At 47.7% G+C, this 14,865-nt stretch carries 11 protein-coding genes; 7 read left to right on the top strand and 4 right to left on the bottom strand.

Features of this window, described 5'->3' with window-relative positions; all coding sequences use genetic code 11:
• Positions 1-3 precede the first annotated feature (3 nt).
• The 4 genes from IEV98_RS08900 to IEV98_RS08885 form a co-directional block, all read right to left on the bottom strand.
• A complete protein-coding gene (locus tag IEV98_RS08900) occupies positions 4-519 on the bottom strand; it encodes a hypothetical protein (protein ID WP_229738639.1) in 516 nt (171 codons plus the stop codon).
• Positions 516-1,229, bottom strand: a complete 714-nt coding sequence (locus IEV98_RS08895) for a response regulator transcription factor (RefSeq protein WP_188505501.1) — start codon at positions 1,227-1,229, stop codon at positions 516-518. Before IEV98_RS08895 ends, IEV98_RS08900 begins: the two co-directional genes overlap by 4 nt.
• A 24-nt stretch (positions 1,230-1,253) precedes the next feature.
• Positions 1,254-2,162 carry a sensor histidine kinase gene (locus tag IEV98_RS08890; RefSeq protein WP_188505500.1) on the bottom strand — a complete coding sequence of 303 codons (909 nt, stop codon included), beginning with the start codon at positions 2,160-2,162 and terminating at the stop codon, positions 1,254-1,256.
• A gap of 90 nt (positions 2,163-2,252) precedes the next feature.
• Positions 2,253-3,128, bottom strand: a complete 876-nt coding sequence (locus IEV98_RS08885) for an AraC family transcriptional regulator (protein ID WP_188505499.1) — start codon at positions 3,126-3,128, stop codon at positions 2,253-2,255.
• Positions 3,129-3,361: 233 nt separating this feature from the next.
• Here IEV98_RS08885 and IEV98_RS08880 point away from each other — a divergent pair, with 233 nt between their 5' ends.
• The 7 genes from IEV98_RS08880 (at position 3,362) to IEV98_RS08850 (ending at position 14,843) form a co-directional block, all read left to right on the top strand.
• Positions 3,362-4,465, top strand: a complete 1,104-nt coding sequence (locus IEV98_RS08880; RefSeq protein WP_188505498.1) for a glycoside hydrolase family 26 protein — start codon at positions 3,362-3,364, stop codon at positions 4,463-4,465.
• 6 nt (positions 4,466-4,471) lie between these two features.
• Positions 4,472-6,298, top strand: a complete 1,827-nt coding sequence (locus tag IEV98_RS08875) for a sodium:solute symporter family protein (protein ID WP_188505497.1) — start codon at positions 4,472-4,474, stop codon at positions 6,296-6,298.
• Between the two features lie 64 nt (positions 6,299-6,362).
• Positions 6,363-7,541: a glycoside hydrolase family 130 protein gene (locus IEV98_RS08870; protein WP_188505496.1), complete on the top strand. Its 1,179-nt coding sequence runs from the start codon at positions 6,363-6,365 to the stop codon at positions 7,539-7,541.
• The gene (locus IEV98_RS08865; protein ID WP_188505495.1) at positions 7,486-8,691 is read left to right on the top strand and encodes an AGE family epimerase/isomerase; all 1,206 of its coding nucleotides are present in this window, start codon (positions 7,486-7,488) and stop codon (positions 8,689-8,691) included. The genes IEV98_RS08870 and IEV98_RS08865 overlap by 56 nt, the downstream gene beginning before the upstream one ends.
• Positions 8,692-8,793: 102 nt before the next feature.
• A complete protein-coding gene (locus IEV98_RS08860; protein ID WP_188505494.1) occupies positions 8,794-11,970 on the top strand; it encodes a SusC/RagA family TonB-linked outer membrane protein in 3,177 nt (1,058 codons plus the stop codon).
• Positions 11,971-11,981: 11 nt separating this feature from the next.
• Positions 11,982-13,658 (top strand): RagB/SusD family nutrient uptake outer membrane protein, encoded by a 1,677-nt coding sequence (locus tag IEV98_RS08855; protein ID WP_188505493.1) that lies wholly within the window; start codon positions 11,982-11,984, stop codon positions 13,656-13,658.
• Between the two features lie 21 nt (positions 13,659-13,679).
• Positions 13,680-14,843 (top strand): glycan-binding surface protein, encoded by a 1,164-nt coding sequence (locus tag IEV98_RS08850; RefSeq protein ID WP_188505492.1) that lies wholly within the window; start codon positions 13,680-13,682, stop codon positions 14,841-14,843.
• Positions 14,844-14,865: the final 22 nt, after the last annotated feature.

Here is a 14,865-nt window from a genome sequence, read left to right as displayed (position 1 = left end):
TCGTTACTTCTTAGGTATTTCGTTTTCAATTTTATTAATAATCTGTGCCACGCGAGACGTTACTTCTAATTTACGGGCAAGGGCGATATAAGCCCGTACGCGTTCAAAATCCTGCTTCCGGAGATTGATATTAGCCAAGTTCACCAAAACGATGGCCTTATCATTCGGCCTCCGGAACGGCAATCGAGACGCAATCTGGAAATGCCGTTCGGCTGCGTCATAGTCTTCAGCCTTCAACGCGAGGTTACCGCTCATAAACTCATAATAGTTACGCCGTCCCTTACGGAGGTAGTCGGGCTTCTTGATATCCGCAAGCAACTTCCTCACACGATCATAGTCTTTTTTCTGAAAAGCTTGGGTAGCAAGGAAGATGGTGCCTTCGCGGTAGTGACTCCATACCAAGTACCCTATCGCGCCCCCAACCAACACTGCAATCTGGTAAGCTTGTATATAAACCGCCCATACCAGTGAAATAAATGCAAGCACCAATACAATGGCACGTGCTTTGGAAGTCATCATGAAGCGTGGTTGTCCGTAAATTTATAACCTACACCACGGATCGAATGAAAGTATACCGGATGTTTTTGATCGGGTTCAAAGTACTTTCTGAAAGTTAGGATAAAGTTGTCAATGGTACGTGTAGATGGGTACACATCGTAATTCCAGACCGTCTCCAAAATCTGTTCCCGCGAGACGGCCTCATTGCGCCGTTCAACGAGCAGCTTAAGCAGCATGGTTTCCTTCTTTGTCAACGAAGTCACCGAGCCATCTGCATGGTGTAATTCAAAAGAATTAAAGTAGATGGTTTTGTCACCTATCTGGTAGGAATTGAGTTCCTTGAGATCATCTCCCTTCATCCCCCGGCGCACCAGTATTCCCACGCGGAGAATCAGCTCTTCCAGATTGAAGGGCTTAACAAGGTAGTCATCTGCCCCTTTTTTGAGACCGGTGATACGGTCCTCACTACTGTTTTTGGCCGTCAGGAACATGATAGGCACTTCGGTATTTTGCAACCGTATGGTTTCCGCCACTTGAAATCCATCGATTTCCGGTATCATCACATCCAGTATCACCAGATTGAATCGTTCTTCCTTAAATATTTTTAAGGCCTTTTTTCCATCAGTCGCGGTCGATACCCGATAACCCTCCAGTTCGAGGTTGAGTTTAATCGCATCCAGCAGGTGCTCCTCATCCTCTACCAATAAAATGCGTTGCTTAGTTTGTTGCATAATAGTTATTAAACTTAGATAAAGTTACTTTATCGATCTCTCCGCTGCCGCCAAAAAAGCGGTATTGGTTAACGGAAATACAACTTCAAAAATACTTCCCGAAGGGATATTGTCTTTTACCCTGATCTGTGCACGATGTCTTTCCAATACCGTTTTTACAATATACAACCCCAGACCAGTTCCCTTGGTTTTTCGGGTATCTTCATTGCCCACCCGATAAAATTTATTGAAGATCAACCTTTTTTCATTATCCGCTATCCCGATGCCATGGTCAGCCACGCTAAATACGATATTGCCCTGCTCGCTGGCGAGCTTTATCACCACATGCGCACATGGCGGGGAATATTTCACCGCGTTTTCAATTAAATTCGTCACCACATTAGTAATCGCAAAACGATCTCCTTCTATCTGAATGGCCGGTTGCAGCTCGGTTTTGATTACCTGCGTTGTACAGGAATGGATTTGCAGCCTTCCAGCGACGCTTTTCACTAATTCGCTTAAATCAATATTCTCTTTTGGAAAATTATAACGCAAATTTTCCAATTTCGTTGCAATCAATACATTGCCCACCAAATCATCCAACCGCTCGATATCCTTCAGGGAGTTGGAAAGGAATTGATTACGCTGCTCTTCGCGCAAATCTCTTTTGAGGATGGTTTGGATCGCCAACTTAATGGAAGCAAGCGGCGATTTGAGCTCATGGGTTACAGCCAAAAGAAAATTCTGCTGCTGTTGCTGTATTTTGTGTTCGCGTACAAATGCCTTTTTCAACTTTAGCGCTCCCACCACAAAGATAAGCATGAAGAAAATGCCCTCACCGATAATCATCACCTTCCTATCAGGCTGAGCCTCAATAAGCAATACTCCCCACCATATCAATTGCGCAGTGGCGTAAAAAACAAGGAAATAAAACAGCACTAAAGGCTTCCGCATACCATAAAATCAATAATCATACAAAAGTACCAATTTCAACGGATTGACGGATAGGCTTCTGGACATTTTGACCAAGGCATGAGAATGCAGCTAAATATACACCCTTGCCCCAGAGAAATTGTCACGGAACTCCTTAGGTGTACAGTTCTTTTTCCGTTTGAATATCCTATTGAAATTCGAAATGTTATTAAATCCACAGCCATAAGCGATTTCCGCAATGGTTTGACTGGTATCTATCAGTAGCCGCGTAGCATGTCCCAAACGGATTTCGTTCAAACTGTCGATGAATGTCTTGCCGGTACTTTTCTTCACAAATCTACTGAATGATGCCTCGTGCATGTTGGCAGCTGCAGCTATATCCGCCAACGTAATCGGCTCTTGGTAGTGCGCGTTCAAGTATTCAAAAACTTTCACAATACGACGGCTATTCGATTGTGCATGATGGTCGTCAAACCCCACGCTGCTCAGCATTCGGATCCCATCAGACTGCGAGAGTCGATGCAGGATCGCCATTAATTCCAGAACTGAATCAAAACCCACTTTGTCCTTAAGGTCAATAAGCCGGTCTTTAAGTGCAAGAACCGTTTCACGAGTAAATAGGATACCTTGTTGCGATTTATCGAACATATTACGGATAAAATTCAGCTGGTTTTTATGGAGAAACTCCTCGCCAAACAGCTTACGGTGGAATTGGATCGTCACTTCGGTGATTTGCCTATTGTCGCATGCATCGTCAAACCAACCGTGGTAGAGGTTCGATCCTACCAGCACCAATTCCACATCATCGATGCGAGCTACGTGGTCGCCCACTATACGTTTTGCACCTTTGGCGTTGAGTATCAGGTTGAGCTCATATTCATCGTGATAATGCAAGGGAAAATCAAAATGGTTCTTCACCCGCCAGAATAAGGTGAAGCAATCGCTATCGGTAAGCGGTGTTACTTCTCTCGTGATTCGCTGGTTCATGGCGTATTTCTGATAATCGGTAATACAAACTTACAAACAAAAAGACGAAATGTAAAAATAATACTATACAACAACAAAAAAACAATCGACCAATAAATGAAATGAATGGTGTAATTGAAGTCGTCCTGCAGCCAACTGCAAGAAGTTCATTATAAAATGCTAAAAAAGTATTACTTTCGAAAGACGGACATCCCGTATGTTTGCTTTTGTACATAAACCATTGTTGACCGATTATGAAGATCACCGAAAAAGCTCGTTTTTCGCTTATTGTTTGTTGCATGGTTGCGCAAGCTGCAGTAGCTGACCTGACACCACAGACAGCGGCTTTGCTAAATGCCCTTAAAACGATAAGTGGAAAGCACATCCTCTTGGGGCATCAGGATGCCACGGCCTATGGGGTCGACTGGTCTGCCGAACCGGGGAAGTCCGACGTAAAAAGCACGACAGGTTCATACCCGGCGGTGTACGGCTGGGATGTGGGGCATCTCGAAATCGGTAAAAGCTCTAATTTAGATAACGTCTCCTTCGATTCGATGCGCACTCGCATGATCGAAGCTTACGAACGTGGGGGCATCAATACCGTCAGTTGGCATTCAACCAATCCGGTCAATGGAAGCAGCGCTTGGGATACAACAAGATACAGTGTCAGCGAAATACTCCCCGGCGGCAAACATCACGACACGCTCAATGACTATCTGCGTCGTTTGGCTGTTTTTTTCAGCAGCCTAAAAACAGCAGACGGAACGCCGGTACCAATCATTTTCAGGCCGTTCCACGAACATACAGGCAGTTGGTTTTGGTGGGGCGCAGCTTTCTGTACGCCACAAGAGTATATTGCATTGTGGCAGTATACCGCCGACTATCTGAGAAACGAAAGCGGGTTGAAAAACCTGCTTATGGCCTATTCCAGCAGCACCATCGTTACCGAAGCAAATTATCTGGAACGCTACCCAGGAGACGACTACGTAGATATTGTTGGGTTTGACGATTATTGTATGGGTAACGAATTGTCATATAAGGACCGCATGGTTAGTAGTCTGCGTATCCTTACCAAGATTGCTGCAGACCGAAACAAAGTTCCCGCCATTACCGAAACTGGATACGAGCAAATCCCCAACCCCAAATGGTTCACACAAGTGCTCTATCCAACGATAAAAGAATATCCTATTGCTTGGGTGCTGTTGTGGCGTAATGCCATCAATCGCCCCAACCATTATTATGTGCCCTATCCCACACACCCGGCAGCAGAAGATTTCAGGGAATTCTACAGGCTGCAAACTATACTGTTTGAGGATGGGTTGACGTCACTGCACATTTATCAACCAACCAAACCATAGCCTTATATGAAGCTCCAGACCATTGACATTGTTGTCATCCTCGTTTATCTGATTGCGATGATTGTATTGGGGATTTTGCTTAAAAACCGGGCCCAACGCGATAAAGAATCCTATTTACTAGGAGGTAAAAAATTGCCCTGGTATATGTTAGGCATGTCAAATGCCTCAGATATGTTCGATATATCGGGTACGATGTGGATGGTTACACTTGCGTTCGTATACGGCATGAAAAGCATTTGGATTCCCTGGTTGTGGCCCGTATTTAACCAGATTTTTCTGATGATGTATTTATCGGTATGGCTGCGGCGAAGCAATGTAACCACCGGCGCTGAATGGCTGGCTACCCGCTTTGGCACCAAGGGATCTGGTGTAATGGCCTCACACACGATCGTAGTCATATTTGCATTGATCAGTTGCTTTGGGTTCCTGGCATATGGATTTGTGGGGCTGGGCAAATTTGTAGAAATATTCATCCCGTGGGCTAGTATCGAACCATACCTTCCATTTACGGTCGCTCCACCCTACGTACCCCATTTTTATGGCGTGGTCTTTTGCGTACTTACGATGTTCTATGCCATCTTGGGTGGCATGACCAGTATCGTCATCGGTGACGTCATTAAATACATCATCATGTCGGCCGCGGCCATCGTTGTGGCCGTCATTGCTTCGCAACACTTAGCTATCACACCGCTTCATGTTCCCGATGGTTGGTTCTCACCCTTTTTCGGACAGACTCTAGATGACTTGAACTGGACGGGCATCATCGACGAGGTAAATGACAAGATCCGTAGCGACGGGTTTGACCTGTTTACCGTGTTTTTCATGATGATGCTCTTCAAGGGTATTTTTGCCAGCCTCGCCGGACCGGCACCCAATTATGACATGCAAAAAATCCTATCGACAAAATCTCCGAAGGATGCGGCGAAGATGAGTGGGTTAGTGTCGGTCGTCTTGCTGCCTATCCGGTATGCCATGGTCATCGGCTTTGCTGTATTGGGTCTTTTATATTACGAACAACTCGATCTGGCTTCTTCATCCGGTGTCGACTTCGAAAAAATACTACCTTCGGCCATCCTCCAGTTTGTCCCAGTCGGATTGATGGGACTCCTGCTAGCCGGATTGATGGCCGCTTTCATGGGCACGTTCGCTGGTACACTCAATGCTGCTCAAGCCTACTTCACCAACGATATCTATCTCAAATACGTCAAACCTAACGCGTCAAATAGGGCCATCCGAAACACCAATTATATGGCAGGTGTCATCATCGCAATGATTGGCATCACACTTGGCTTTTTTGCTGAGGATGTCAACAGCGTATTGCAGTGGATTGTATCCGCGCTATATGGCGGGTATATAGCAGCCAACATGCTGAAATGGTACTGGTGGCGGTTCAATGCATCCGGCTTTTTCTGGGGAATGCTAGCCGGCATCATACCAGCACTGGTTTTCCCGCTGCTATTCGATTTTTTGGATTTATATTACTTCCCTTTGCTTTTTGTACTTTCATTGGCCGGCGCGATCATCGGCTCGCTATGCACCAAACCCACCGATACCGAAGTGCTCAAGAAATTTTACCGTACGGTAAAACCTTGGGGATTTTGGAAACCCATCCAACTGATGGTCCTTGCAGAAACGCCTGGTTTTACGCCAAATAAAAATCTCCCCAGGGACCTGTTCAACGTCATATTGGGTATTATCGGGCAGTTGTGCCTCACCATTTTGCCGATGTACCTCGTATTGATGATGGAAACCGAACTACTGGTTACCCTATTGATTTTAGTTGCCGTAGTCATTACCCTCAAAAAAACATGGTGGAACAAACTAGAAAATTAACGATCTCAAGATAACAATTGTGTCACTGTCAATAACCGATTTCGAGGCAAAAAAAACTGCACTCATGAAGCAGCACGAGGCGCTGCTTGTTCAGAAGAATGAAGCCGTGTGGCCAGATAACGGCGTATTTACGCGATTCAGACATCCTGTACTTACCGCCGCGCATGCGCCCTTGACATGGCAATATGATTTCGATCCGCACACCAACCCCTTTCTCATGCAGCGTATCGGTATCAATGCCACATTCAATGCAGGTGCGATCAAATGGGAGGGTCGCTACCTCCTGATGGTCCGGGTAGAAGCTACAGACCGTAAATCTTTTTTTGCAATTGCCGAAAGTCCGAACGGCATCGACAACTTCCGCTTTTGGAAATATCCCATCAGCATCCCGCAAATCGAAGAACCTGACACCAATGTGTATGATGTCCGACTTACCAGCCACCAAGACGGCTGGGTGTACGGCCTTTTCTGCACCGAACGGCGCGACACAACAGTACCCGAATCCGACCAATCTGCAGCAATAGCACAATGCGGGATCATGCGCTCCCGAGACATCGTCCATTGGGAACGCCTCCCCGACCTGAAAACCAAGTCTCCGCAGCAACGCAATGTCGTACTTCATCCCGAATTCGTTGATGGAAAATATGCGCTCTATACTCGCCCCCAGGATGGTTTCATTGAAACCGGGAAAGGCGGTGGCATTGCCTTCGCGCTAACCCACAGTATGGAAAATGCGATTGTGGACGAAGAGCTGCTGATACACGCCAAAAAGTATCACACCGTTTATGAAGCCAAGAACGGTCAGGGCCCCACACCACTAAAAACAGCGGAAGGCTGGCTGCACCTGGCACACGGTGTACGGCATACAGCAGCGGGTTTACGGTATGTACTTTACCTATTTATGACCGATTTGGCAGATGTTACCAAAATCACCCATAAGCCGGCCGGATATTTCTTGGCTCCCGAGGGTGACGAACGCATCGGCGACGTATCCAATGTAGTTTTCTGCAATGGCTGGGTGGCAGATGACGATGGAAAGGTATATATTTACTATGCATCATCAGATACCCGTATGCATGTAGCCCTGAGTTCCATAGCACAATTGTTGGATTACGTTAAAAACACACCTGAAGACGGGTTCTACTCTGCTTTATCTGTGGAAAAAATCAAAAAACTGACTGAAAAAAATGAACGTATCGAGCGACAAGATAAAGCCGTACCAGCTCAAGGGCGTGGAATTTGAAACGGAACTCCATCGTATCCTAGCGTATTGGGGTAGGGTCGTCTTCGACAACACCAACGCTCGCTTTCACCCGAAAGTAGACGTTGCAAATCGAGCGTATAACGAGGCCCCCGCTGGCTCAGTCATGTATGCGCGAATCCTCTGGGCCTTTTCTGCGGGCTATCTTCACGCAGCTACGCCGCATTACCTAAAAATGGCCAATACCGCCTACAGGTACATCCGGCAGCATTTTGTCGATCCGGAGTATGGTGGTGTATATTGGTCGCTACAACCCGATGGAAGCGCTGCAGACAGCCGCAAGCAAATCTATGCCATTGCATTCACCATTTATGGATTGGCCGAGTATTACAAAATCAATGCGGATCCTACCGTGCTGGCGCAGGCCAAGCAGTTATACCAATGCATCGAGCAATATAGCCTGGATAGGCAGCACGGCGGATATATCGAAGCATTCCATAGGGATTGGACCCCAACGAATCAATTGAGGCTGAGTGCGAAGGACGACAACGAAAAGAAGACACTCAACACCCACCTCCATATCCTGGAGGCTTATACCAATCTATACACGATATGGCCAAATGATACGTTGAAACAACGGATTGCCGGCATTTTACAGCTTTTCGAACAACATTTTATAACTGATCACGGTCATCTGCGCTTATTTTTTGATGAGCAGTGGCAATCAAAATCATCGCTCCAATCTTTTGGTCACGATATTGAAGCATCTTGGCTGATTTGCGAAGCATCGCAGGCTATCCATGGCGGGCAGGTTACGGACACCGTGCGCAGCTTATGCCTACGGTTAGCCCATGCAAGCCTGGAGTGGGTTGATGAATCCGGCGCGTTGCCCTACGAATTGAATCCCATCACCAACCAGCTGAACGCGGAAAAACATTGGTGGGTCCAAGCTGAGGCTGTGGTAGGATTCTACCGTGCGGGGTTATTGTCGGGGGATAACCGATATATAGCGTCTGCCGCGCGCTCGTGGCAATACATCACCGATTACCTCATCGACCATCAGCATGGCGAATGGCACTGGGGGCGGGATGAAACCGGGCAAATCATCGTATATGAAGACAAAGCGGGGTTTTGGAAATGCCCGTACCACAACAGTAGGTGCTGTCTACAGCTCATGCAATTAATGGGCTAACCGCAATAGGATGAATTTCATAACAATATGTTAAAAAAGTATTAATATATTTTCAGCGACCCGACTACTTTTGATGTTGTTTAACGACCAATTTTTAACCTTATGATTCCACATTTATTAAAAAAGGCAAAGCTACTTGTCTTGATCCTTAGTATCGCCCACCATACAATGGGGCAAGGAAATAATCAACGGCAGGTAAGCGGAAGGGTGACAAGCGAAGCCGGAGCGGCCCTATCCGGCGTTTCGGTCAACGTAAAAGGCCAAACACAATCAACTTCCACAGCGGACGACGGCAGTTACCGGCTGGCGGTACCGCCTGGAGACGTCACACTTGTATTCTCCTACCTGGGTATGGAAACCATGGAAGAAGCGGTGAGAGACCGCAATATCGTTAATGTGATATTGCTCAGCGCAACATCTTCTTTGGAAGAGGTGGTTGTCGTAGGATACGGCACCAATAAACGCGGTAATCTCACCAGTGCACAAACCACGGTTACCGCAGAAGACATCGGAAAAACGATAAACACTACAATTGAGCAAGCCATCCAAGGCCGAGCAGCGGGCGTTTACATTACTCAAAATTCGGGTCAGCCGGGAGGCGGGATATCGGTGAATATCAGAGGCATAAACTCCATCAATGGCACCAATGAACCGCTGTATGTCATCGATGGTGTACAAATTGCGGGTCAGGCGGTGGCCTTTGGTGAACAAAGCTCCTCCAATCCTCTCGCAGGCCTAAATCCTGCCGATATTGAGGATATCCAAGTATTACAAGGACCTTCCGCCACCGCCATTTATGGATCAAGAGCTACCAACGGGGTACTATTGATCACTACCAAGCGCGGCAAAGCAGGGCAGACAAAGATTGATTACGGCGGGCAATATACCATCCAAACCGGCCCACCGCGAATGGCAGTTATGAACTTGCGTCAGTACGCGCAGATGGTCAACGAGTACCATGATATTGCTGGCGGTGAAACGCCCCTCGAGTTCCTCGACCCCTCGCTATTGGGCACGGGTACGGACTGGCAGGGGGAATTGTTCAACAATGCACCGATGCACAAACACCAATTGAGCCTCAGCGGTGGAAATGAGAAGACCACCTATTACCTTTCGGGCGAATACCTCAATCAACAAGGCGTTGCTGCAGGGTCCGGATTCGATCGCTACGGCACGCGACTAAATATCGACACCAAACCCCGGGACTGGCTTTCACTAGGCACCAACCTTAGCTTCAGTCAGACGGACGAAAACCTCACCACCAGTCAAGAAAATATCATTTCGAATGCGTTGCAATTGACTCCGCAAATCCCGGTCAAGAACCTGGATGGTTCTTGGGGAGGTGGCGACGAAAACAACGGTGCCAATATTTTCGCTCCGGTAAATCCCTTAGCTATCGCCAGTCTGACCACCAATAACCTGATCAGGAGACAATTTATCGGCGGAATCAATTTGGGCATCAAAATTATCGAAGGACTCGAATTCAGGTCATCATTTAACACTAATTTCGGTTTTTCCAATTCGGCATATTACATTCCCGTCTATAAAATCGGCTGGGCTGAAAATGCCACCGCTTCCCTGCAAAGCAGGGCCAATCTCAACACCTATTGGAATTGGAATCAACTACTCGAATACAACAAGCAACTGGGCAAGCATCAAATCAACGTGATGGTTACCCATGAGTCGCAGGCATCCAACTGGAAGAACCTGGGCGGAAGACGAACCGGCTTCCTCACCAATGACATCCTCGACCTGGAAGCGGGGGATCCGTTGACGGCATCGGCCAACGGCGGCTCGGGCGAATGGGCAATGGAGTCATACTTGGGTAGGATCAATTACAACTATGCCGATCGGTACATCATTTCCGGCACCATTCGAAGCGATGGCTCTGTTAATTTCGGTCAGGATAATAAATGGGGTATATTTCCTTCCATATCCGCAGCTTGGCGGGTATCCCAAGAAGAATTTTTCAATATCCCCGGAATCAGCGAATTAAAATTAAGGTTTGAAACCGGAACCACCGGAAACCAAGGCGGGAGCGGATACATCTACTCCCCCATGTCGCCTGGGGCAACACCTACAGGTACCGGCTTCTTACCCAGCAGGTATAACAATCCGGCCTTGCAGTGGGAGGAAACACTCACTTACAACTTCGGATTAAATCTTGGCTTCCTTCAAAATCGCATTCAGCTGGAAGCAGACTATTACATCAAAAACACCGACAACCTATTGATGGAGAATCCATTGCCCTGGTATATGGGTACCAATGGCACAGGCGCCGTAGCCGCACCGCAAGTGAATATTGGCGCGTTGCAGAACAAAGGATGGGGGGTTACGATAAACACAACGAATATCAGAAACGAACACTTTACGTGGGAAACCAATTTCAATGTTTCCGGATTTAAGACGACGATCGAAAAATTCTATTCCGATGCCGCTCAAATAAACCGGACTTCCTGGTGGATGCAGGATTGGACGCAGCAGTCGGTGGTCGGCGTCGCGCCTTGGCAATTCCTTGGCTACATGGAGGACGGCATCTTCCAATCGGTGGATGAGATCAACGACAGCGCCGTACCAGCAGACAACAATGGTAACCGGTTGCCAACCAATGAAGCTAATATCTGGGTAGGTGATGTCAAATTCAAAGATATCAGTGGTCCCGAAGGGACACCCGACGGCATCATTGATGTCCACGATCAGACTTATATCGGCAATCCGTACCCCAAACTCTTTGCAGGTTTCACGAACTCATTTTCTTACAAGGGATTCGACCTGAGCTTTCTACTTACCGGCGCATTCGGAAACGACATCTATAACTACATTGCCCGAGTAAACTCCAATCCAAACAACATTAATCTCAGCCGGAACCTGATGTTGCACGCCATGGATTATGCTCGGCCTACCACAGGTGATGACGGCGCTGTGAGGCTCGAAAATCCAAACACCAATGTAGCACGGATTTCACTCGGCCCCAATGGGAACTATGCACGCCATACCGACAAATGGGTGGAAGACGGCTCCTATATCCGTATCAAAAACATCACCTTCGGCTACAATCTGCCAGCCTCGCTACTCGCCAAGCAGAAGGTTCTGCAAAGTGTACGGGTTTCCTTTAGTGCCCAAAACGTGGCTACGTTTACTCGATATTCCGGATTTGACCCTGAGGTTGGTGCGTATATCGGTCGGGATGCGAGCAATGCAAACCAAGCTATCGGCTTGGATTACGGCCGTTATCCCCTCACCCCCATCTACTCATTCAGTTTAGGGTTAAGTTTTTAAACACAACGATCATGATACACACCAAACATATTCCTATAGCACTGATTATCTTCCTATCGGCGCTTTCTTCATGCAACAAGAACTTCCTAGAAAAACCACCTACTGACGCCATTGTTGATGCCAACTTTTATCAGACAGACGACCAAGTGCTGGCTGCTACCGCGCTGCTCTACAGCAAAGTATGGTTTGATTACAACGACAAAGCTTCGTATAACCTGGGCGATTTCCGTGCCGGAACCGCATATTCGGCTTACAATGACCGGGGCAACGTGCTTTTTAACACGACGGGAGATACACCTGAGAACGGCGCGGCATGGCGTGCCTTCTTTATTGTAGTTGGCCAGTCCAATCTGGCCATTCAAAATATCCAAACTTATGCAGGTTCAGCGGTTTCGCCCTCTATAAAAAGCTTTGCTATTGCAGAGGCCCGGTTTATGCGGGCACTCGCCTACCGTTTCTTGGTCATGAATTGGGGGGCTGTGCCGATTATAGAGAACAATCTCACGCTCCTGTCAGATACCACTATCCAGCGAAATACGCCCGAAAGCGTATGGAAATTCATTACCGACGAAATGCGGGCTGTCGCGTTAGACCTTCCAGACGAACCCCTCCGTCCCGGAAGAATCACCAAATGGTCGGCAGAAGGGATGTTAGCCCGCTTTTACTTGACCCGTGCTGGTGTAGGGTCTGGAGGGTCAGGCAATCGCAACCAGGTTTTTCTCGATAGCGCAAAATACTATGCCGATCGCGTAATCAGCCTCAGTGGTGCGTCGTTGCTGACCAACTACGCCGATTTGTTTCTTTATCCCTACGATAACAATGCCGAGTCGCTATTTTCACTGCAATGGGCATTCTCGCCCGGTGCCTGGGGCACACAAAATTCCACCCCGGCATACCTGGCTTACAGCGGTGATATCGCCAATGGAGACGGCTGGGGTGGTGATAAGGGTGCTACGTGGTGGATGATGTCTTTATATGACGGTATAACAATTACTGAAACGGGTATGGAGGGTCGAACTCTCGACCAACGGCTGAAGGCAACCTTCATGTTGCCGGGAGCACATTATCCCGAAATCACGCAGAGTATACCGGGCGGCTCGCAAGAACTCGTATTTCCGCTCACTGGCACGGACGTCAATTTCATTTCTATCAAGAAATACGTTACCGGCAAAGCAGAAGATACGGACGGCCAAGCAGCATCCCAGAACTACGGACATGACACCTATATGCAACGCTTGGCAGAAATGTACCTCATTTATGCCGAAGCCGTACTAGGCAACAACGCCGCTACCACAGACGCTACCGCACTCGAATATTTCAATAAAGTACACACCCGGTCAGGATTACCGGCCTTCGAAGATCCGCTCACCTCGGATGTGATTTTCAAGGAACGCATCATCGAGTTTGCCATGGAAGGCATGGCTTGGTACGATTTGGTCAGCCTCCATTATTACAATGCTGCCAAAGCCTATGAGATCCTGAATGAGCAAGACCGCGAGAAATTCTTTGTCGGGCCCGACCAATTCCCGAATCCCACTTCGTGGACATTTACGAAAACGCCATGGGTTGATTCCGATACAAGAAACATCGATGCCAATTCCGGAAACTTTCTCTTGCCAATCCCTACCGCCGAGTTGAGCCAGGCGCCCAACTTGCGGAAACCACCCGTGGATTATGTCAAAAAGTAAAGACTATTAAACCGAAAGAAAATGAAATCGATATATAAACAACTACTGTTTCTTACGCTTGCTACTGCAATGACAGGGAGCTATACGTCATGTTCTGAAGACATCCTTCCCAATAACGGTAACCCCCGGATCAGGTACGTACGGATCACTGATCCGCTATCCGCAGATTCGCTTTTGATCGGCGCCGGGCAAGGCAATCTCATTGCCATCATTGGAGAGAATCTCGGCGATGCCCGCGAAATCTGGTTTAATGACCAGCAAGCCGTGTTGACCACCACATACATTACCAACACAACGATACTGGTCAGTGTGCCTAGTCAGGTTCCATTGGATATCACCAACCGAATGAAAATTGTTTTTGCTAAAGGGAATACCTTGGAACATGAATTTGAAGTGCAGATTAGCGAACCCTTTGTTAATTCCATCAACAATGAGTATGCCTTGCCGGGCGAAGTCGCCATCATAAGGGGTAACTATTTCTACGAGCCCCTCACCGTTACGTTTACCGGTGGCGCAATTGGCGAACTGGTTTCCGTTGAAGACGATATCCTCCAAGTGCGGGTCCCGTCGGGTGCTGAACCAGGCCCCATCACCGTGGCCAGTAATTTTGGGCAGACCCCGTCTGATTTCTGGTTTAGAGACAACCGCAACATCATCCTTAGCAGTGATCCGTTTACCGGTTGGTGGAATGCCGCCTTCGTAGTCAGTCAACCGGCAGCGGGTGATCCGCCAACCATCAACGGCAACTACATCCGTGTCACCCGTACCATTGGCGCTTGGGCATGGACAGAGGTGGCCGGTGGCCCTGCCGATGCCATGGGCGACATCAGTAAAAACATACCCGATGAAGCCATCCTTAAACCGGAGAATTACTACTTGAAATTCGAAGTCAATACCCTCAAACCTTACAACAACAACATGATCAAGTTCAACTTCGGTCTCCCAAGTGAAGTCAACGACGCTTATCAATGGGCCCCGCCTTTCGATACCAAGGGCCAATGGCAGACGGTAAGCATACCCTATGAAGCCATCAGCAAAAGCTACAAAGACTTGGGGGTCACACCGACAGTCAATCCCAATGGCTATTGGACACGGATTTTGATTCATGGTCCGGGCGATTGGGAGTGTGATATCGCATTCGACAATTTCAGGATTGTGCCCAAAGTGGACGAAAATAAAAATTGAAATAGGCCTAAAACAAAAAGAC

The sequence above is a fragment of the Parapedobacter pyrenivorans genome, assembly GCF_014636865.1.
Lineage (GTDB): Bacteria > Bacteroidota > Bacteroidia > Sphingobacteriales > Sphingobacteriaceae > Parapedobacter > Parapedobacter pyrenivorans.
This window is presented reverse-complemented; position numbering and strand designations above follow the sequence as displayed.